At 64.2% G+C, this 19,795-nt stretch carries 17 protein-coding genes; 11 read left to right on the forward strand and 6 right to left on the reverse strand.

What is annotated here, in order from left to right; all coding sequences use genetic code 11:
• Positions 1-8: 8 nt before the first annotated feature.
• The 4 genes from ACZ92H_RS09110 to ACZ92H_RS09125 form a co-directional block, all read right to left on the reverse strand.
• Positions 9-515: a GNAT family N-acetyltransferase gene (locus ACZ92H_RS09110; protein WP_465049074.1), complete on the reverse strand. Its 507-nt coding sequence runs from the start codon at positions 513-515 to the stop codon at positions 9-11.
• A complete protein-coding gene (locus ACZ92H_RS09115) occupies positions 512-1,456 on the reverse strand; it encodes a DMT family transporter (RefSeq protein ID WP_465049076.1) in 945 nt (314 codons plus the stop codon). The genes ACZ92H_RS09110 and ACZ92H_RS09115 overlap by 4 nt, the downstream gene beginning before the upstream one ends.
• Before the next feature lie 334 nt (positions 1,457-1,790).
• Entirely contained in the window at positions 1,791-2,240 is a 450-nt protein-coding gene (locus tag ACZ92H_RS09120) for an outer membrane lipoprotein (protein WP_034780449.1), read from the reverse strand.
• Positions 2,241-2,383: 143 nt separating this feature from the next.
• Positions 2,384-2,812 carry an Mpo1 family 2-hydroxy fatty acid dioxygenase gene (locus ACZ92H_RS09125; protein WP_131373508.1) on the reverse strand — a complete coding sequence of 143 codons (429 nt, stop codon included), beginning with the start codon at positions 2,810-2,812 and terminating at the stop codon, positions 2,384-2,386.
• 114 nt (positions 2,813-2,926) lie between these two features.
• Here ACZ92H_RS09125 and ACZ92H_RS09130 point away from each other — a divergent pair, with 114 nt between their 5' ends.
• From ACZ92H_RS09130 to ACZ92H_RS09175, 10 genes are all read left to right on the forward strand, one after another.
• Positions 2,927-3,457 carry a DNA-deoxyinosine glycosylase gene (locus ACZ92H_RS09130; RefSeq protein ID WP_465049077.1) on the forward strand — a complete coding sequence of 177 codons (531 nt, stop codon included), beginning with the start codon at positions 2,927-2,929 and terminating at the stop codon, positions 3,455-3,457.
• 255 nt (positions 3,458-3,712) lie between these two features.
• Positions 3,713-5,116 carry a glucuronate isomerase gene (uxaC, locus tag ACZ92H_RS09135; RefSeq protein ID WP_465049078.1) on the forward strand — a complete coding sequence of 468 codons (1,404 nt, stop codon included), beginning with the start codon at positions 3,713-3,715 and terminating at the stop codon, positions 5,114-5,116.
• A 27-nt stretch (positions 5,117-5,143) separates the two neighbouring features.
• Entirely contained in the window at positions 5,144-6,742 is a 1,599-nt protein-coding gene (locus ACZ92H_RS09140) for a UxaA family hydrolase (RefSeq protein ID WP_465049079.1), read from the forward strand.
• Between the two features lie 11 nt (positions 6,743-6,753).
• Positions 6,754-8,181, forward strand: coding sequence for a tagaturonate reductase (locus tag ACZ92H_RS09145; protein ID WP_465049080.1), 1,428 nt, complete (start codon positions 6,754-6,756; stop codon positions 8,179-8,181).
• Positions 8,182-8,321: 140 nt separating this feature from the next.
• Positions 8,322-9,611 (forward strand): MFS transporter, encoded by a 1,290-nt coding sequence (locus tag ACZ92H_RS09150; RefSeq protein WP_131373512.1) that lies wholly within the window; start codon positions 8,322-8,324, stop codon positions 9,609-9,611.
• A gap of 116 nt (positions 9,612-9,727) precedes the next feature.
• Positions 9,728-10,999, forward strand: a complete 1,272-nt coding sequence (locus ACZ92H_RS09155) for a porin (protein ID WP_465049081.1) — start codon at positions 9,728-9,730, stop codon at positions 10,997-10,999.
• Between the two features lie 116 nt (positions 11,000-11,115).
• The gene (locus tag ACZ92H_RS09160) at positions 11,116-13,251 is read left to right on the forward strand and encodes a glycoside hydrolase family 28 protein (protein WP_131373514.1); all 2,136 of its coding nucleotides are present in this window, start codon (positions 11,116-11,118) and stop codon (positions 13,249-13,251) included.
• Between the two features lie 131 nt (positions 13,252-13,382).
• Positions 13,383-14,324, forward strand: a complete 942-nt coding sequence (gene kdgK, locus ACZ92H_RS09165; RefSeq protein WP_465049082.1) for a 2-dehydro-3-deoxygluconokinase — start codon at positions 13,383-13,385, stop codon at positions 14,322-14,324.
• A 70-nt stretch (positions 14,325-14,394) separates the two neighbouring features.
• A complete protein-coding gene (locus tag ACZ92H_RS09170) occupies positions 14,395-15,117 on the forward strand; it encodes a GntR family transcriptional regulator (RefSeq protein ID WP_131373516.1) in 723 nt (240 codons plus the stop codon).
• A 114-nt stretch (positions 15,118-15,231) separates the two neighbouring features.
• Positions 15,232-16,761 (forward strand): methyl-accepting chemotaxis protein, encoded by a 1,530-nt coding sequence (locus ACZ92H_RS09175; protein WP_465049083.1) that lies wholly within the window; start codon positions 15,232-15,234, stop codon positions 16,759-16,761.
• Between the two features lies 1 nt (position 16,762).
• Here ACZ92H_RS09175 and ACZ92H_RS09180 read toward each other — a convergent pair whose 3' ends face one another.
• Positions 16,763-17,974, reverse strand: a complete 1,212-nt coding sequence (locus tag ACZ92H_RS09180; protein WP_465049085.1) for a hypothetical protein — start codon at positions 17,972-17,974, stop codon at positions 16,763-16,765.
• Positions 17,975-18,067: 93 nt separating this feature from the next.
• On the reverse strand, positions 18,068-18,934 hold the full coding sequence (locus ACZ92H_RS09185) for an HDOD domain-containing protein (protein ID WP_131373519.1): 867 nt from the start codon (positions 18,932-18,934) through the stop codon (positions 18,068-18,070).
• A 281-nt stretch (positions 18,935-19,215) separates the two neighbouring features.
• Here ACZ92H_RS09185 and ACZ92H_RS09190 point away from each other — a divergent pair, with 281 nt between their 5' ends.
• Positions 19,216-19,794 carry a DNA-3-methyladenine glycosylase gene (locus tag ACZ92H_RS09190; protein WP_465049087.1) on the forward strand — a complete coding sequence of 193 codons (579 nt, stop codon included), beginning with the start codon at positions 19,216-19,218 and terminating at the stop codon, positions 19,792-19,794.
• The last annotated feature ends 1 nt before the right edge of the window (position 19,795 follow it).

Consider the following 19,795-nt stretch of genomic DNA (forward strand, 5'->3'; position numbering starts at 1 on the left):
CAAGCGGTTTATGCCGCTGTTGGCGTTCCTGCCGACAATTGCGTCAAGGCCGCGCCGGCGACCCGGCAGATGCGCCAGTCCGGCATCACGTCCGCGCCCATGCCCTTGTAGAAATTGATCGCGTTCTCATTCCAGTCGAGCACCGACCACTCGAAGCGGCCGCAATCGCGGGCGATGGCCAGTTGCGCCAGCGCCACCAGCATTTGCTTGCCATATCCCTTGCCGCGCGCCGACTGTTTCACATACAGGTCTTCCAGGTACAGGCCCTTGCGGCACAGGAAGGTGGAGAAATTGTGGAAGAACAGGGCGAAGGTCACGACCACGCCATCTTCCTCGCCCACCAGCGCTTCGCATGCGGGCTGTTTGCCGAACAGGCTGTCGTGCAGCATGGGCTGCGTGGCGCTCATCATGTGTTCGAGTTTTTCAAAGACGGCCAGTTCGTGGATCATGCCAAAGATGGCGGCCACGTCGGAGGCGGTGGCGGGGCGGATGGCGAGGGAGGAAGAAATGCTCATGTTGCCTTTGTTGGTTGATTACTGGAAAGGGAAGCGATGGGGCCGGTCTTGCGCGCGCCCGACGTCAGGGCCCAGGCCACGCTGGACAGGCACAGTGCCATGCCCAGCCATTCGATGGGGGCAGGGCGGTAATGCTCGAACTGCACCGACAGAAGCACGGAAATGACGGGCGTGACGACGCCGATATACACGGTCTTTTGCGTGCCGATGCGCGCGATTAAGGTGAAATACGCACTGAAGGCGATCACGGATCCGAAGATGGCCAGGTACAGCAAGCCCATCCAGTAACTGGGGCGCGTGGGCAGCGGCCAGGACTGGCCCGTGGCGATGGCCCACGCGGCCACCATCAAGGTGCCCCACAGCATGGTCCAGGCCATGGTGAGCATCACGTTGCCGGAATGCTGGCGTACTTTCATGACGAGGGCGTTGCCCGCCGTGCTCGAGACGGTGGCCACCAGGGCCAGGATGAATCCCAGCAGGAAATGGCCATTGCCGCCGCCCAGAATGTCTTGCAGCGCCGCGCCGATGGACTGGTAAAACAGCAGCACGATGCCGCAGATGGCCACGAAAGCCGCGCAGCACGTGCTCCAGGTGATGGGCGTGCCAAAGGCGATGCGGTTGAGCAATGGCGTCCAGAACACCATCAGCGCGAACAGCACGCTGACGAGGGCCGAGACCAGGTATTGCTCGGAACTGTAAGTACACACATAGCTGAGGGCAAACGAGGCCAGGCCTTGCAGCAGCATCCATTTTTGCGCGCGCCAGGGCAGGCGCAGGGTATCGCCGCGCAGCGCGCACCAGGCAAACAGGGTGGCGGATGCGAGGCCGAAACGGTAGACCACGGAAACGGCGGGGGCGACATCGCCCAGCTGCAAGGTGATGGCCCAGAAGGTGGAGCCCCAGATCAGGCAGGCAATGATGAACAGGAGGGGAGAGGACATCGCGCAAGTATACGGGGATCGCGTGTCCCGGTCGAGCTTGCAAGTTGAATAGAGGAAAAAGCCACGCGTGATGCTCTCAGGCATTGAGGCAACGCAGTGCTTGCAGAAAACGTTGAATTTATGAAAATATTTACTTTATGATCAAGTCACTGTTTTCCGAATTGCAGCATGAGTGACATTGTCGAAGGAGAGTGCCATGCCAGCCTCACTGCGGATCAAAGTATGGAGCGTGATCGCGTATGTCATCGTCACCGCAGTGATTGCCATCTGGCTGCATCCTTCTGTCGTGCTTGCTGCCGGCGCATTCGGCTGAGCCCATGCGCCGGCAAGCCGATCAGTGCGTGACGCGGGTCTTGCGGCCATCCGACAGCAAGCGCACGCGCTCGCCCGGACGGAACAGCTCATCGGCATCCTGCACGATGGCGCGCATGTCGCCATTGTCCAGGCGCACGGTGATCTCCAGGCCGGGTTTGTTGGAGGCGTTCGCTTCGATGCTCTTACCCGCCATGCCGCCGGCGACCGCGCCCAGGATGCTGGCCGCGATGGCGCCCTTGCCGCCACCGACTGTCGAGCCGGCCACGCCGCCCAGCGCTGCGCCAGCCAGCACGCCCGTGCCTGTTTCACCCTTGTCGATGGTTACTTGGCGCACGGATTCAACCGTCCCCATGCGTACCGATTGTTCATTTTGCGCCTGGCGCGCATTGTAGACGTTCGCCGAGTTCGGTTGTACGGCGCAACCTGCCAGAGTGGCCAGCAATGCCACTGCAATAATTGGTGCTTTCATATGGAACTCCCTTGGACAAAAGTTGGTGTACCGGTTACGTCGACCGGCCATGAAAAAACTTGTTACTTATCATAAGGACACTTGCTGAAGATAACTAGTTTCGAATAGTAAAAATCTGTTACGGGCCTGCGTGACCGCCTCTGTCAATAGGCCACGCGCAAGCGGCGGTACAGGAAGCCCAGCACGAACAGCGGCCCCACCAGCAGAAAACGCAGATCGTCGAGAAACGAAGGTTTCTTGCCTTCGATCTGATGACCGATGAACTGGCCTATCCACGCCAGCACGAAGACGGCCAGCGAGACGGGCAGGATGGTCAGCGGCGGCATGGCCAGCAGCAGGCCCAGCATGACCGCCAGCATCACCAGCATGCCCGCCGCAAACGGCGGCGACAGCCTGTAATAGTAGTATAGGGCAACAATACTGCCGAGCAGCGCCACGCTGGCATGCAGGCTCCACAGCAACCCCAGCAGGCTGAAAACGATCAACGGCACGCACACGATGTGCACCCATTCGTTGACGTGGTTGCGGTGGCTTTCGCCATACCGGGCCAGCAGGCTGTCGATGGTGCGCATGGGGTGGTCTCTGGTTCGAATGGTTATCCGGCAATTCTACACCGGCAGCTTGCCGCTGGTTGGCCGCCGTGGCACAGGTAAAATGGCCTGTTTCTACACCGCAGGACATCCGCCTTGAGTTCTTCCCTTTCCGCGCCAGCGCCGCTGGCCGATACGCGCAAGCGCTGCTTCGATCCCGTCGTCGATGGGCAGACGCGCCTGCTGATACTGGGCAGCCTGCCCGGCGAGAAGTCGCTGGCGCACAGCCAGTACTACGCGCATCCGCAAAACAAGTTCTGGCGGTTGCTGGGCGACGTGCTGGGCGCGGACTTGCAGGGGTTGCCCTACGAAGCGCGCCTGGCCAGCGTACTGGCGCACGGCGTGGGCCTGTGGGACGTGGTGGCGCAGGCGCACCGTAGCGGTAGCCTGGACAGCAATATCCGCAACCGCGACGACAACGATCTGCCTGGCTTGCTGGCGCGCTTTCCTGCCATCCGCGCCATCGCCTTCAATGGCGGCACGGCCGCCAAAGTGGGCATCAAGGTGCTGGGCGAGCAGGCAGCGCGCTATCGGATCATGGAACTGCCGTCGAGCAGCCCGGCGCATACCAAACCCTATCTGGAAAAGCTGGAACAGTGGCGCGTCCTGCGCCACGCGCTCGCCTGACATCGCCCGCCATCGCCGCCAGCCGGCAGCCTGGCGCCAGCCCCCGGCGCTGACCGCCTCCCCTCGTGCCGGCGCCGGCCGCCGCGCCGCGCGATTCGGCGCCGCCTGTTGTTTCCACGCCCATCGATGGCCCCCGCTTGATTTTTGCGCTTGCCTTTACTGATATATTACATTTAATATTCTGATATATCAGAGTGCGCCAGTTTGGTGCCACCACAAAAACATAGCGCGATGCCTGTCGCGCGCAGCAAGGAGATGGCTACGATGACCGAGTTCATGAATCAGGATTTTCTTCTCACCACCGAGACGGCCCGCAAGCTGTACCACGAAGTGGCGGCCGACCTGCCGATCATCGATTACCATTCGCACCTGCAGCAGCGCGAGATCGCCAGCCGCAAGACCTTCCGCAACATCGCCGAACTGTGGCTGGCCGGCGACCACTACAAATGGCGCTTGATGCGCACGGCCGGCGTGGCCGAGGAATTCATCACGGGCGAACGCTCGGACCAGGAAAAATTCCGCGCCTTCTGCAAGGTGCTGCCGCTGGCCATCGGCAATCCGATCCATCACTGGAGCCACCTGGAGCTGCGCCGCATCTTCAATATCGATTTGCTCATCAACGAAGCGAATGCGGACGCCATCTGGGAACAGGCCAACGCCATGCTGGCCACCATGGATACCTGGTCGCTGCTGGAACAGGCGGGCGTGGAAATCGCCTGCACCACCGACGATCCGGCCGACGACCTGCTGCAGCACGCGGAAATCGCCGCCTCCGGCCTGAAGACGCGCGTGCTGCCCGCCTACCGTCCGGACAAGGCCATGCGCATCAACCAGCCGCGCTTCCCCGAGTACCTGCAGCGACTGAGCGCGGTGGCCGATGTTCCTGTCACCTCGTTTGCCTCGCTGATCGCCGCGCTGGCCGTGCGCGTGGAATTCTTCCATTCGCGCGGTGCGCGCATCTCCGATCACGCCGTCGATGTGACTCTGCCCGTGCAGGCGGCCAGCGCCGAGGAACTCGAAGCGCTGTTCGCCAAGCGCCTGCAAGGCACGCTGCTGACCGACGTGGAAAACGGCTTGTACCTGCGCGGCCTGCTCGAAGCGATCGGCCGCGTGTATGCGAACTATGGCTGGACCATGTGCCTGCACATCGGCGCGCAGCGCAACAACAACGACCGCATGCGCGGCTTGCTGGGTCCTGACACGGGCTACGACTCGATCTCCGACATGAGCTGCAGCGCCGGCCTGGCTTCCCTGCTCAACGCGCTGGACCTGGACGACCGCCTGCCGAAGACCATGCTGTTCTGCCTGAACCCGAACATGAATGAAGTGCTATCGACCATGGTCGGCAACTTCCAGGACGGCACGGTGGCGGGCAAGCTGCAATTCGGCCCGGCCTGGTGGTTCAACGACCACAAGGAAGGCAACCTGCAGCAGCTGGTGGGCTTTGGCAATCACAGCGTGCTGGGCGTGTTCGTCGGCATGGTGACCGATTCGCGCAGCTTCGCCTCCTACCCGCGCCACGACTACTTCCGCCGCCTGGTGTGCCGCCAGATCGGCGAATGGGTGCACGGCGGCGAATACCCGAACGATTTCGAGGCGCTGGCCACCATCGTGCGCGGCATCTGCTACGAAAACGCGCAAAAGTATTTTCAGCTGTAATCCCATAGCCGCCGCCAGGAATTAGTCATGCAAAAAGTGTTGTGTATCCATCCAGACGACGACATGCTGGTCGCCTTGTCCGATCTGGCCGCCGGCGAAGTGGTGAGCTGGGAGGGCGAGTCCATCCTGATCAGCAGTGCCGTGAAGACCAAGCACAAGCTGGCCCGTCGCGCCTTCGCCGCCGGCGACATCCTGCGCCTGTACGGCGTCCCCGTCGGCAAGGCCACGGTGGCGATCCGCCGCGGCGAAGCCGTCACCACGGAAAACCTGCAGCATTACGCGGCCGAAGTGGAGCTCGAGCCGCAAGCGCCGTACAGCTGGACGCCGCCCGACGTGGCGCGTCTCGATGGCGCCACCTTCCCCGGCGTGGTGCGCGCCGACGGCAGGGTCGGCACGGCCAATTACTGGCTGATCTTCCCCCTCGTCTTCTGCGAAAACCGCAACGTCGAGCACTTGCGCAATGCGCTCGAAGCGCCGCTCGGCTACACGCGCAACGACCTGGCGTCGTTCACCCTGTCCTTGCTGGGCGAGGACATGGAAGCGCCGAAGCCCGTCGTGCGACCGTTCCCGAACCTCGATGGCGTGCGCATCATCACGCACAACGGCGGCTGCGGCGGCACGCGCGCCGATGCGCGCTCGCTGTGCAAGATTCTCTCCGCCTACGCCGACCACCCGAACGTGGCCGGCATCACCGTCTTCAGCCTTGGCTGCCAGAACGCGCAGATTTCCATGTTCCAGGACGCGCTGGCGAAACAGAACCCGCACTTCGACAAGCCTTGCCTGATCTACGAACAGCAGAAATGGGATAGCGAGGAGGCCATGATGAAAGCCGTGCTGACGGACACCCTGGCGCAGCTGAAGGAAGCGAACAAGGTGCGGCGCCAGCCGGTGCCGCTGTCGCACCTGAAAATTGGCGTCAAGTGCGGTGGCTCGGACGGCTTTTCCGGCATCTCCGCCAACCCGGCCATGGGCCTGGTGTCGGACATGGTGGTGGCCGTGGGCGGCTCCTCCATCCTGGCCGAATTCCCGGAACTGTGCGGCGTCGAGGCGAACCTGATCGAGCGCTGTGAAAGCGACGACGACAAGCGCCGCTTCCTGGGCCTGATGCGCGATTTCGAGGCGCGCGCCGAAGCCGTGGGCACGCATTTCGCCGACAATCCCAGCCCCGGCAATATCCGCGACGGCCTGATCACGGACGCCATGAAATCGGCCGGCGCGGCGAAGAAGGGCGGCACTTCGCCCATCGTTTCCGTGCTCGATTATGGCGAGCAAAGCCCGAAGCCGGGCCTGTCGCTGCTGTGCACGCCGGGCGGCGACGTCGAATCCGTGACGGGCATCGTGGCCTCGGGCGCCAACGTGGTGCTGTTTTCCACGGGCCTGGGCACGCCGACGGGCAACCCGATCGTGCCGGTGCTGAAAATTTCCAGCAACACGCGGGTGGCGAAAAAACTTTCGGATCTGATCGACTATGACTGCGGCCCCGTGATCGACGGCACGCCCTTGCCGGACGTGGCCAACGGCCTGTTCGACATGGTGGTGGCCACGGCCGGCGGCCAGTACACGGCCAAGGCTGACCGCCTGCAGCAGTACGACTTCATCTTCTGGAAACGCGACATTTCACTGTGAACGAGATTCCCATGCAAGCATTGCGCCGCAGTACACCGTTCGACCTGCCGATCAAGATCCTGCAATTCGGCCAGGGCAATTTCATGCGCGGTTTTTTTGACTGGCAGATCGACCTGCTCAACGAGCGCAGCGGCCTGAATGCGGGCGTGGTGGTGGTGCGTCCGCGCGGCGGCGGCGCCTCGCCCCTGCTCGACGTGCAGGACGGCTTGTTTACCACCGTCGTGCGCGGTCTCGATGAAGCGGGCCAGCCCGTCAGCACCTGCCGCACCATCTCCTGCGTGCAGCGCGAAATCAACCCAACCAGCATGTACGGCGACTACCTGGCGCTGGCCAGCCTGCCGGAGCTGCGCTTCATCGTGTCGAACACCACCGAGGCGGGCATCGCCACCAACGACAGCGATGCCTTCGACGACGCGCCGCCATCGAGTTTTCCCGCCAAGCTGGCGCGCCTGCTGTTCGACCGCTATGCGTATTTTGAAGGCGACCGTAGCAAAGGCGTGGTGCTGCTGCCGTGCGAACTGATCGAACAGAACGGCCCGGCGCTGAAGGCGGCCGTGCTGCATTTCGCCCGCCTGTGGCAGCTCGACGCGGGCTTTGCCGACTGGCTCGACAACGCCTGCGTCTTTTGCTCGACCCTGGTCGACCGCATCGTCACCGGCTATCCGCAAGACGCCGCCGCCATCGAGGCGGAACTCGGTTATCGCGACCAGTTCATGGTGGCCGCCGAATACTACTACCTGTTCGTCATCGAAGGCCCCGCATCATTGGCCGATGAACTGAAGCTGGCGGGCGCGAACCTGAACATCCTGCTGGTCGACGACATCACGCCCTACAAGAAGCGCAAGGTGGGCATCCTTAACGGCGGCCATACGGCGCTGGTGCCCGTGGCCCTGCTGGCCGGGCTCGAGACGGTGGGCGATGCCGTCAACGACGCGCAAGTGGGCGGCTATCTGGCCGACACCTTGGCGCAGGAAATCATCCCCGCGCTGCCCCTGCCGCAAGACGCATTGCAGCAGTTCGCGCGCGACGTGCTGCTGCGCTTCCGCAATCCCTACATCCAGCACCGCCTGGCGTCCATCGCCCTGAACAGCTGGAGCAAGTTCGCCGCGCGCATCGCGCCGCAGCTGCTGCGCTACGTGGAATTGCACGGCCGCCTGCCGCAACGCCTGGTGCTGGCGCTGGCGGCCACCATGCGGCTGTACCGCGGCGACGTCATCGCCCTGGCCGACGACGCCGCCAGCCTGGCGTGGTTCAGCCAGGCTTGGGCCGATGTCGACGCGGGCCGCCAGACCTTGCTGCAGCTGGCGCAGGGCTGGCTGGCGCAGGAAAAAATGTGGGGCCGCGACTTGAACGCGGTGCCAGGCCTGGCGCAAGCCGTGGCCGCGGCCTTGCAGGACATCGCCTCGCAGGGCATGCGCGGCGCCTTGCAGGCCCTGTAGGGCAGCCGGACCGCAACAGAACTATCGCAACACCGCAGCACCCATAAGAACCGAGGCCGAAGGCACTTCCCCAGGAAGGCTGAACGGCCCAAAAAGTGGCGGCGCAGCTGCGCCGCCTTGGATGGATAGAGGGAGACAACATGACTAAAATACGCGGCATGCGCTGGTGGATGGTCGGCCTGGTAACGGCTGGACTGATCGTGAATTACCTGGCGCGCAATACCTTGTCGGTGGCGGCGCCCACGATGATGAGCGAACTCAATATCACCACGCAGGAGTATTCGTACATCGTGGTGGCGTGGCAGGTGTGCTACGCGCTGATGCAGCCCATCGCCGGCTACGTCATCGATGCCATCGGCACCAAGATCGGTTTTGCCGTCTTTGCGCTGGCCTGGTCCGTGGCGTGTGCCTGCGCGGCCATGGCGACGGGATGGCAAAGCATGGCGCTGTTCCGCGGCATGCTGGGCCTGACCGAGGCGGCCGGCATTCCCGCCGGCGTGAAAGCGACGACCGAGTGGTTCCCCGCCAAGGAGCGTTCCATCGCCATCGGCTGGTTCAACATCGGTTCTTCGATCGGCGCCCTGTGCGCGCCGCCGCTGGTGGTGTGGACCATCCTGCACGGCAGCTGGCAAATGTCCTTCGTCATCGTCGGCGCCATCGGCATCGTCTGGACGGGCCTGTGGCTGGCCTTCTACAAGCATCCGCGCGACCAGAAACTGCTGTCGGACAAGGAGCGCGATTTTATCCTGGAAGGCCAGGAAGCGACCCACCACAGCGACAAGGCGCCCAAGGCGCGCTGGCACCAGATCGTCCGCAGCCGCAATTTCTGGGCCATCGCCATTCCGCGCTTCCTGTCCGAACCGGCCTGGCAAACCTTCAATGCCTGGATTCCCCTGTACATGGCCACCGAGCGGCACATGAACATCAAGGAAATCGCCATGTTCGCCTGGCTGCCATTCCTGGCCGCCGACATCGGCTGCGTGCTGGGCGGCTACCTGAGCCCGTGGTTCCACAAGTACTGGAAAGTGTCGCTGTTCACCTCGCGCAAGCTGGTGGTCGTCGTCGGTGCCGTGTGCATGATCGGCCCGGCCTGCATCGGCCTGGTGGCCAGCCCGTACGCGGCCATCGCCCTGCTGTGCGTGGGCGGCTTTGCCCACCAGACGCTGTCCGGCGCGCTGTATTCGATCACCTCCGATGTCTTCGGCAAGAATGAAGTGGCCACGGCCACGGGCCTGGCCGGCATGTCCGGCTACCTGGGCGCGACGATCTTCACCCTGGTCTTCGGCGTGCTGGTGACGCTCGTCGGCTACAGCCCGCTGTTCATGCTGCTGGCCGTGTTCGACCTGGTGGCCGCCGCCGTCGTCTGCCTGCTGATCCGCGAAAAGATGGCGCCAGGCGTGCCGCTGGCCAAGCCTGCCTTCAGTACCTGACGACCGCATCCCCCCATTTTTCCCGCCGTTTCCCTGCACCGCATGGTGCGGCGGGGAGCTATTTTTTTGATGTTTATACATATGCGCCAATGAAGGCGCGAGAAGAGGAGAAGCACATGACACCACAGAACAACCGTTGCACCCGCCGCGTCCTGGCGGCGGCGATTCTGGCCGCCCTGTCCGGCGGCGCGCTGGCCGAAGGCATCCTGGAAAACCGCCACGTCGAAACCCGCATCTACGGCTTCCTGAACGGCGAGATCGAATCGGTGAAAGCCGTCGGCGGCGCCACGCCATACGCCAGCCGTGGCCGTATTTCGGACGGTAATTCGCGCATCGGCTTTGCCGGCTCGATCGGCCTGCGCGACGATATCCGCGGCATCTGGCAAATCGAGGGCAGCCTGAACAACTTCGACGAAGGCGGCGTGAATGGCCAGGGCAAATCGGCCACCATCGAGTCGCGCAACACCTTTGTCGGCGTCGAGAGCAAGCGCTTCGGCCGCTTCGTCGTCGGCAATAACGATTCCGTCTACCGCAGCCTGGTGGGCTCGGGCGGCGCGCTGGGCGGCAACCTGGGCCTGACGGTGCAGGGCGTCGACGTGTGGAACAACACCTCGGCCCAGTTGAGCGGCAATGCCGACAGCCTGTTTGGCCGCGGCGAAGCGCGCTACAAGAACTCGGCGCACTACCTGTCGCCGGAATGGCGCGGCTTCCAGGCCGGCGCCTCGTACGGCTTTGACGAACAGCGCACCACGGGCGATGACCGCGCGCGCTACTCGCTGGCGGCCAAGTACAGCATCGGCGCGTTTTCCATCGGCGCCGGCTACGACCGCCAGCAGAACACGGGCGTCGACGTGGAGAACCTGTCGAAGGGCTTCGGCATGCGCAATGCCTCCGTCAGCGGCGTGAACACCTCCTTCTACAAGCTGCTGGCCACCTACAAGTTCCCTACCAAGACCTCGGTTGGCCTGGGCTTCGAGTCGGGCAGCTATGGCTACGCGGTGCAGTCGCTGCCGACGCCGGGCAACATCTACACCTCGCTGACCACGGGCAGCATGAAGCAGCGCTCCGTGATGGCCTCCCTGAGCCAGGAAGTGGGCTACGACGTGACCGTGATGCTGGCCGCCGGCAAGCTGGGCAAGCTCGATAACACCACCTTCGCCAAGCCGGACGACTTCGGCGCGACGCAGATTTCGCTGGGCGCGACCTACAAGATCGACGAGCAGTTCATGCCATACGTGTACTTCACGCGCATCAACAACAAGTCGCAGCAGAACGTCAACCTGGGCCAGTCGCCGCTGCACAGCAATAACTCGGGCCAGGACGATGCCTTCCTCGCGCCAGGCAATTCGCCGCGCGCGTTCGGTTTCGGTTTCATCGCCCGTTTCTGAAGTAGTCCGGCGCGAGCCGGGACACCGCCGGCCAGCGGTTCCAGCGGAACCGCATGACCGGCTTATTTATACAGCGTTGCCACCTCAGAGCGGCGCTTATATCAGGAGATGCATTCATGAAGTCAGGTAGCAAAAAACTCAATTCAGGCTGGACGCAAGCATGCGTCGCATTGCCTTTGGCCGCCATGCTGGCCGCTTGCGGCGGCGGTGGCAGCACCGACGGCGCCACGTCCACCACGTACAACCCGGGCAGCGTCTACCAGGTAGGCACGACCTCGTTCGATCCGGATCTGCCGGCAGAACCGACCCTGCCGACGGACACGCAGGTATGCGCCACCCTGGAAGCGTCGACCAATCTGGTGCGCCGTCCTGACGGTTCGCTGCCGCCGGAAGCCGACCCGTCGAAGCCGGGCGTGGGCGCCGTCGTCACCACCGCCACCGCCAATCCTGACCAGGCCCGCATCCAGGCCGCGCTGGACGCCTGCGGCGCCGCCGTCGATGCGGAAGTGGGCGCGAAGATCGCCGCCGCCGACGCCGCCGCCACGGCCGCGCAAAAGACCGCCAACGTGAAGAACGTGAATATCGCCGGCGTCACGGGCGAAGAACTGGCCAAGCCGGAATACCGCGGCAGCAAGTTCGCCGTGCGCCTGGTGGTCAACAGCTCCGGCGTGGGCGATGGCTTCATCAGCGGCCCATTGACCCTGCCGTCGGGCGTGACCCTGTGGATCGACAAGGGCGTGACACTGTATGCCTCGCGCGACGTCACCACGTATTCGCCGAATCCGGCCGGTCCGTACTGCGGCAACACGGCCGTCAGCTCCAGCAAGGCTGGCAGCTCGGGCAACTGCTCGGCGCTGATCAACGGCAGCAACCTGGTCAACTCGGCCGTCATGGGCGATGGCTCCATCGACAGCCGCGCGTACGCGGAAATCGTCACCACTAACAAGCTGTATCCGCTGATGAAGGTCGACATGACCTGCTCGAACACCTACGCCATGTACGCCACGGGCAAACAGGCGGCCGATGGCGTGTCGTGCGATAACGGCGGCACCATCGTCGACTCGAAATCGTCGGCGCGCAACATGAGCTGGTGGGACCTGGCCTTCCTGGGCAACATGGTGCAGAACGGCGTGACGGGCACGGGCTCGCAGTCGAACTTCCGCATGATGGTCTTCAACTATGCGAAAAACCTGACCCTGTACCGCATCTCGCTCAATAACAGCGCCAACTTCCACGTCGTGCCAAGCGGCGTCGATGGCTTGACGGTGTGGGGCGTGAAGGTGCAGACGCCGACCCTGGCGGCATTCGCCAACCCGGCCGGCAACGGCAACCCGCTGTACAACGGCGAGACCTATAACGCGGACAACGTCAAGAACACGGACGCCTTCGATCCGGGCGCGGCAAGCAAGGCTATTTCCGGCAAGCTGGCCACCGGCAGCAAGACCACTTCGACGGGCGCCATGTCGTTCGACGGCTACCTGAAGAACTTTGTCTTCGCGTATAACTTCGTCAGCACGGGCGACGATGACGTGGCCTTGAAAGGCAGCGCCAATCCATCGCCGGCCGGCTCGGGCCTGTTCGCCATCGACGGCAAGCGCGACGTGCGCTCGGACCGCAAGCACGGCATCGTCATCGCGCATAACCACATCTACTGGGGCCATGGCATCTCGGTCGGCAGCGAAACGAATGCCGGCGTGACCAACGTCGAAGTGTATGACAACTCGTTCACGCATTCGGAAGAAGGCTTGCGCATCAAGTCCGACTACGCGCGCGGCGGCGAAGTGAGCAACGTCCACTACCGCAATATCTGCATCCGCGATGCCTTGAACGCGCTGTTGTTTACCACGTACTACAGCACCAAGGCGCTGCCGACGGCTGGTCCGCAATATCCGAACTTCCACGATATCACCCTCGATAACGTGCGCATCCTCGGCAACACGGCCATCAAGCTGCAGGGCTTCAAGGCGAATACGGGCGGTTTCGACAATCCGCAGTATCCTCTGGTGATGTCCCTGAATAACGTGGTGACGGACTCGCCGAACGGCACGACGATGACGTCGTCGGACGCTAACCTGACGATCAAGGGCACCAACCTGCCGATCTTCGCCAATGCGGCCGAGCGCGTGACGGTCAACGGCACGGCCACGCAAGCGGTCGACGTGGAAAAAGTGGTCGATTGCAGCAAGGCCTTCGTCGACTTCCCGGCCATCGGCCAGTCGAACCTGTTCGGTTCGACCTGGGACAAGAAGTAAGCCCGCGCAGCAGCGCAGGCTCGGGTAGCACAGTAGCAGTGCAGTAGGAGCAAAGCGCGCCGCGCCGGCCATCTTTCGGGATGCCGGCGCGGCGCCGCTCTGCCACGATGAAAAATCGGGAGGAAATCGCAATGCAGGCACCACACACCGTTTTCGTCATCGGCGAATGCATGATCGAATTGCAGCGCGCGGGCGGGGAGAACAAGCAGGCCATGGCCTACCGCTTCGGCGGCGACACCCTGAACGCGGCCGTGTACCTGGCGCGCCAGCTCGACGCGCGCCGCCACGCGGTAGCGTATGTGACGGCGCTGGGAACCGACAGCCTGTCCGACGAGATGTGCGCCAGCTGGCAGGAAGAGGGCATCGATACGCGCTGCGTGCAGCGCCTGGCCGACAAGCTGCCCGGCATGTACCTGATCGAGACGGATGCGCAGGGCGAGCGCCGCTTCCACTACTGGCGCAGCGATGCGGCCGCGCGCCACTGGCTGCGCGGGCCGCAGGCGCCGGCCATCCTGCAGCAGCTGGCAGGCGCGCGCCACGTGTATTTGTCGGGCATCAGCCTGGCGATCCTGGCGCCGGCCGACCGCGAAGTGCTGCTGGCGGCGCTGGCGCAGTGCCAGGCGCAGGGCGGGCAGATCATCTTCGACAATAATTACCGTCCGCGCCTGTGGGAAAGCGCCGATGCGGCCGCCTCGGTCTACCATCGCGTATTGAGCCTGTCGTCGCTGGCGCTGCTGACGCTGGACGATGAAGACGCCTTGTACGGCCCGGCGGATATCGCCCAGGTGCTGGCGCGCACGGGGGCCCTGGGCGTGCCCGAGATCGTCCTCAAGCGCGGCGAGCAGCCGTGCATCGTCAGCCTGCATGGCGTCGTCGAGGAAGTGGCGGCGCAGCCGGTGCGCAACGTCGTCGACACTACCGCGGCCGGCGACTCGTTTGGCGCTGCCTACGTGGCGGCGCGGCTGGCAGGGCAATCGCCGGCCATGGCGGCGGCGGCGGGACACCGCCTGGCCGCATGCGTGATCGGCCAGCGTGGCGCCATTATCGCGCGCACGGAAATGCCTGCCGGATGAGCGCAGACCCTGTATCATCGAAGACACTGTTTTTTCCCGTTTAACCTTGCCGTTCCGCTAAAATAAGTCTATGAATCTGACGTCCTCTCTTCCTCCTGCCGATGGCGAAACCGGTGTCAGCGCCGCGCGCCGCGTGTATGGATTGCTGCGCCAGCGTATCGTCGACATGAGCATGCTGCCGGGGACGCGCATCGTGGAAAAGGAGCTGGCCGATGAACTGGGCACCAGCCGCACGCCCGTGCATGAAGCGGTGCAGCGCCTGGCCGAGGAAGGCCTGATCGAGGTGCTGCCGCGCGTGGGCACCTTTGTCGCGCGCATCCCGCTCGACTCGCTGGAAGAAGCCATGCTGGTGCGCTGCGCCCTGGAGACGGCCATCATCGAAAAGGCCACGGAACGGGCCACGCCGGAAGGCATTGCCAGCCTGCGCGCCATTTTGGCGACGCAGGCCGAGTGCATCGCGCAAAACGACATCCGCGGCTTTCACCGCACCGACGAGAGCTTTCATGCCGCCCTGGCCGAGCTGTCCGGCTATCCCGGCGTGTGGCCCATGATCCTGCAGGCCAAGACCCAGATGGACCGCTACCGCCAGCTGACCTTGCCCCTCGAAGGGCGCATGAGCGACGTCATGGCCGAACACCGCGACGTGGTGGAGGCGGTGGCCTCGGGCGATCCGCAACACGCCGTCACGGCCATGCGCAGCCATCTCGACCACGTGCTGCCGGTGCTGGAAATTACCCGCAAACTGCGGCCTGAATATTTCATGCCGCACCTCGCCGTCAAACCCAAACGCTAGCCTCCCGCGCCTGTCCATCGCCTGTCCGCCAGCCGCTGCCGGCCGCAGGGCAGGGATAGCCACGCCTGTCGTGGCCGATGGCGCGCCGGGATGCAGCCGCATCCAAGGATATCCATGAAAGTTTCTCACCGCCTGATTCTGCTGGTCGGCGCCGCCCTGCTCGGCATGGCCCTGCTGGGCGCCTACAGCCTGCGCAATCTGTACCAGGCCATGCGGCACGACCGCGAAGCGCAGATCGTCAACATGCTCAAGATGGGCGAACACCTGGCCGCCCACTACCATGCCGAGGAACTGGCGGGACGCCTGACGCGCGAACAGGCGCAGGCGGCCGCCAAAGAAGCGCTGACCCAGCTCAATAACGACGGCAAAAGCTATTACTGGGCGCGCCTGCCGAACGGCTTGAACCTGGTGCACCCGAACCCGAAGAATATCGGCGTGATCGCCGAAGGCGAAACGCTGGATGGCCGGCCCGATTCGCAGGCATATGTCGAGGCGCTGGCCAGCAGCGAAGTGGGCCTGGTCACGGTCAAGAGCAAGCGGGAAGGACAGCTGGTGGGCAAGCTGAATGGCATCATTGCGTTCAAGCCCTGGGGCTGGTGGATCGGCACGGGATTTTTCAATGACGACATCGAGAGCGCCTTCTGGCATGCGGCCATGCAGTTCCTGTGGTTTTTCCTCGCCGCCCTGGCCGTGATGTCGGCGCTGGGCTGGCAAGTCATCCGCAGCGTGCTGGGCGCGCTGGGCGGCGAGCCGGCCTACGCGGGCGACGTCACGCGGCGCATCGCCGGGCGCGACCTGTCCGCTGCCGTGCACCTGCGGGCAGGCGACGACGCCAGCCTGCTGCACAGCATCGCGCGCATGCAGCAGGACCTGGCCGGCACCGTGCGCCAGATCCGCGGCAATGCCGCGGCCATCGCCGCGGCATCGCAGGAAATCGCCAGCGGCAACCTGGACCTGTCGGCGCGCACGGAGGCGCAAGCCAGTTCGCTGGAGCAGACGGCAGCGTCGATGGAGGAACTGACGGGCACCGTCAGCCAGAATGCGGGCAATGCGCAGCAAGCCAGCGTGCTGGCGGGCGATGCCGCGCAGCTGGCGCGCCAGGGCGGCGCCGTGGTGGCGCGCATGGTCGACACCATGGGCGCCATCCGCCAATCGTCAGGCAGGATCGCCGACATCACGGGCGTGATCGACGGCATCGCCTTCCAGACGAATATCCTGGCCCTGAATGCGGCCGTGGAGGCGGCGCGCGCGGGCGAGCAGGGACGCGGCTTTGCCGTGGTGGCGGGCGAGGTGCGCAGCCTGGCGCAGCGCGCGGCCGGCGCGGCGAAGGAAATCAAGGACTTGATCGGCGTCTCGGTGACGCAGGTGGAAGCGGGCGGCGAGCTGGCCGGCCAGGCCGGCGACGCCATGCTGCACGTGGTGGACAGCATCGCCAGGGTGACGGCCTTCATGCACGACATCAGCACGGCCACGCACGAGCAGAGTGTCGGCATCGCGCAAGTGAACCAGGCCATCATCAGCATGGACGACGTGACGCAGCAGAACGCGGCCCTGGTGGAGCAGGCCGCCGCCGCCGCGCAAGCCATGCAGGAACAGGCGCATCAGCTGTCGGCGCTGGTCAGCCTGTTCAAGCTGGAGGGGTAGCTCAGACGGCCGGGCTGTACGCCTGCGCTTCCAGCGGCTGTCCCTGGGCGTCGAATTTCAGCGCCACGGACAATTGCGTGACGCCGATGGTGGCCAGCGCGTCGCAGATGTCGTCGACCTCATCCTGCAAGTCGGCCGCCAGGTCCAGCGGCTTGTCGGCGCTGTGCAGCAGGGCGCCGCCAGCCGCATGCACGTTCACGCGCAGCAGCATCTCGCCGTGCGCGTCGGCCGGGCCGACCACTACCGCCACGTCGGCGGCATCGATCGCGTTTTCCGCCAGGGCATGGTTGATGCCCGACATCATTTGCAGGATCGCGTACTCGCTCAAGCCTTGTTCCTTGCCGCCGTGGAACAGGTCCTGGTACAGGAAACTTACTTCCAGCGTGCTGCCGGCCGGTGCCAGGCAGCGCTTGACCAGACCGCTCACGTCGCCCGTCCACTTCTGGTAGCGCGCCATGCGCGCGTCGAACCAGGCGTCGAGCGCCGCCTCGTCCTTCGGTTCCGCATAGAACGGGTCATCCACGCGCTTCAGGGCAAAGCCCAGCAGGAAGCGCAGCTCGACGGCCGTGTCCTGCGGGCCGAAGGCCGTGCCGCTCCAGCCGACGATGCTGCTTTCCAGGCCCGGCGTGGCGACGATCTTCTTGTCCGTCATGGAGTTGTACGCGTCGCGCACCATCTCGTGCACATGGCTGTAGGTGATGCGGTCGATTTCATCGAGGTCGTAGGCATGGCTCATCAAGACTACCTTGGCCTTGGGGCTTTCCAGTCCTGCTTGCTGAAAACTTTTCACCAGCGCTTCGAACGCGTCCTGGTTCTGGAAACTGTCCGCTTCCTGCAAGCCGCCCGAGCTTTGCACCAGCAGCGGCACGACAAAGGCATTGATTTCCATGGCCGGCGCGTTGTCGCGGCGGATCGTCACGACGGACGAAGCTTCCTCGATATGGCCGCGCAGGTACTGGTAGGCGCCCACGTCTTCGTACTTCGCCCGCTCGATGGCGTCGTACAGGATTTCATCTTTCTTTTGATTCAGGGCCTTGCGGATCAGGCGGCCGAATTCGACGGCTTGCTCGGCCAGTACCGTGCCCTGCGACTCGCTGTCTTCCTGTTCCGCCAGGTTCAGGGCCATCGTGCACAGCATGCGCGTGACGGCTTCATCCTTGTCTTCAGGCGTGTTGGCGGATTTACGGGGGACAGGGCGCTTATTTTTGGGCATGGCGATCAACAGGTTAAGTAAAACGGGTCAGGCAAACGGAAACGGGCGCCCAGGCTTTGCCTGGCGCCCGGACAGATCATACAGCCTGGGACATCAATGGTCGGTATCGAACATCTCGTGCAGTTCGTCGAGCAGGTCGGCTGCTTCTTCTTCCGACAGGCCGAGATGTTGGCAGGCAAGACTGCCGCCCTTGTCCCACTCCAGCGAGGTACTGTTGCCATGGTAGCGCTGAATGCCCTTTTCGGCCAGCAGCGACAGGGCGACGAGCGAGCGGATGGCGTCGTCCGTGGACGGATCGGCCAGCACCGTGTAGTCGTGGTGGTGCAGGATGGCCCAGGACACGTCGGACGACAGGCCCCAGTTGCGCGCCAGCAGGCAGCCGATGGCCGCGTGGTTGGTCTGGTGGCGCGCGTCTTCCAGGGTGGTGAAGCAATTGTGCGCATCGTTGGCCGCCGCCGCGTACGTCTTGACGTAGTCGGGGAAGCGGTTCATCAGCAGGGGCACGCCGATATCGCAGAACAGGCCGAAGGTGTGGGCGATGTCGGGCGGGGCGATGCGCAGCTTGCGCGAGGTAAATACCACGGCGCGCGCGCGCTTGGCCGAGACGTCCCAGAAGTTGGTCAGCTCCACGCCTTCCGCTTCCAGCGCCTGGCGCGCCAGCAAGCCCGTCATCATGGCGCTGCACTGGTTGATACCGAGAAAATTGATGCCTTGCTCGACGGACTTGGCCTTGCGCGCGGCGCCATAGAACGGCGAATTGGCCAGTTTCAGCAGGGCGCCCGACATGCCGACGTCGTCGGCGATGATGCGCGCGATCCTGCGCGGCGACGGGTCGTCCTCGGCCAGCTCGCGCTGCAAGTCGACCAGCAGGCTGGGGCGCGGCGGGATACGGATGGAGCGCATCAGGGCGTCGACCGGATCTTCCTGCACTACTTGCGCTTGCGCTGCCGCTCTCATCATCGTTGTCTTTGCATGCTTGGTGGATATTCTTTGGCGCGCTGCCGCTGGCCGCCTCGGGGGCGTGCAACGCAGTGCCGGACGATTATCGCTGTTTATGCATGGCAATAGTTCATCTTAGCAATGGATTGACGAAAAAATCCTGTTTTTTTCCCTGTTACCGCCTGGTTTTCGCCGATTTGCGACGATCATTCTCTCGATTTTCATGGTTGAAACGGTAAGCTTTATTTGTTTTCAAGGCTGTCGGGCGCGTGCGCAGGGCAGGGCGGCGCTACAATTGCCGCATGAAAAAAATCCTTGCCGGTATCGATTTTGCGGATGATTCCCATGCCGTGGCGCGCCAGCTGATCGGCGTGACCGTGCTGGTCGATGGCGTGGGCGGGCGCATCGTGGAAACGGAAGCGTATGACCGGCTGGACCCGGCCTCGCACACATATGGCGGCATGACGCCGCGCAATGCGGCCATGTTCGGTCCGCCCGCGCACGCGTATGTGTACCGCTCGTATGGCATCCACTGGTGCCTGAATTTCGTTTGCCGCGAGCCGGGCCATGGCGCGGGCGTGCTGATACGCGCCATTGAACCGCTGGCCGGCATCGATGTCATGCGCGAGCGACGCGGGGTCGAAGCGTTGCGGCTGCTGTGCTCGGGACCGGGCAAGGTGTGCCAGGCGCTGGGCGTGAGCCACCTGCAGAATCGATTGGCGCTCGATGCGCCGCCATTCACCTTGCTGGCGCGCGAGGCCGACGTGACGGTGCAGGCGGGCCCGCGCATCGGCATATCCAAGGCGATGGACACGCCGTGGCGCTTCGTGCTGGCCGGTTCGCCGTATTTGAGCAAGCCCATGCGCGTGCCCGCCGGCTAGC

The sequence above is a fragment of the Janthinobacterium foliorum genome (assembly GCF_978021625.1).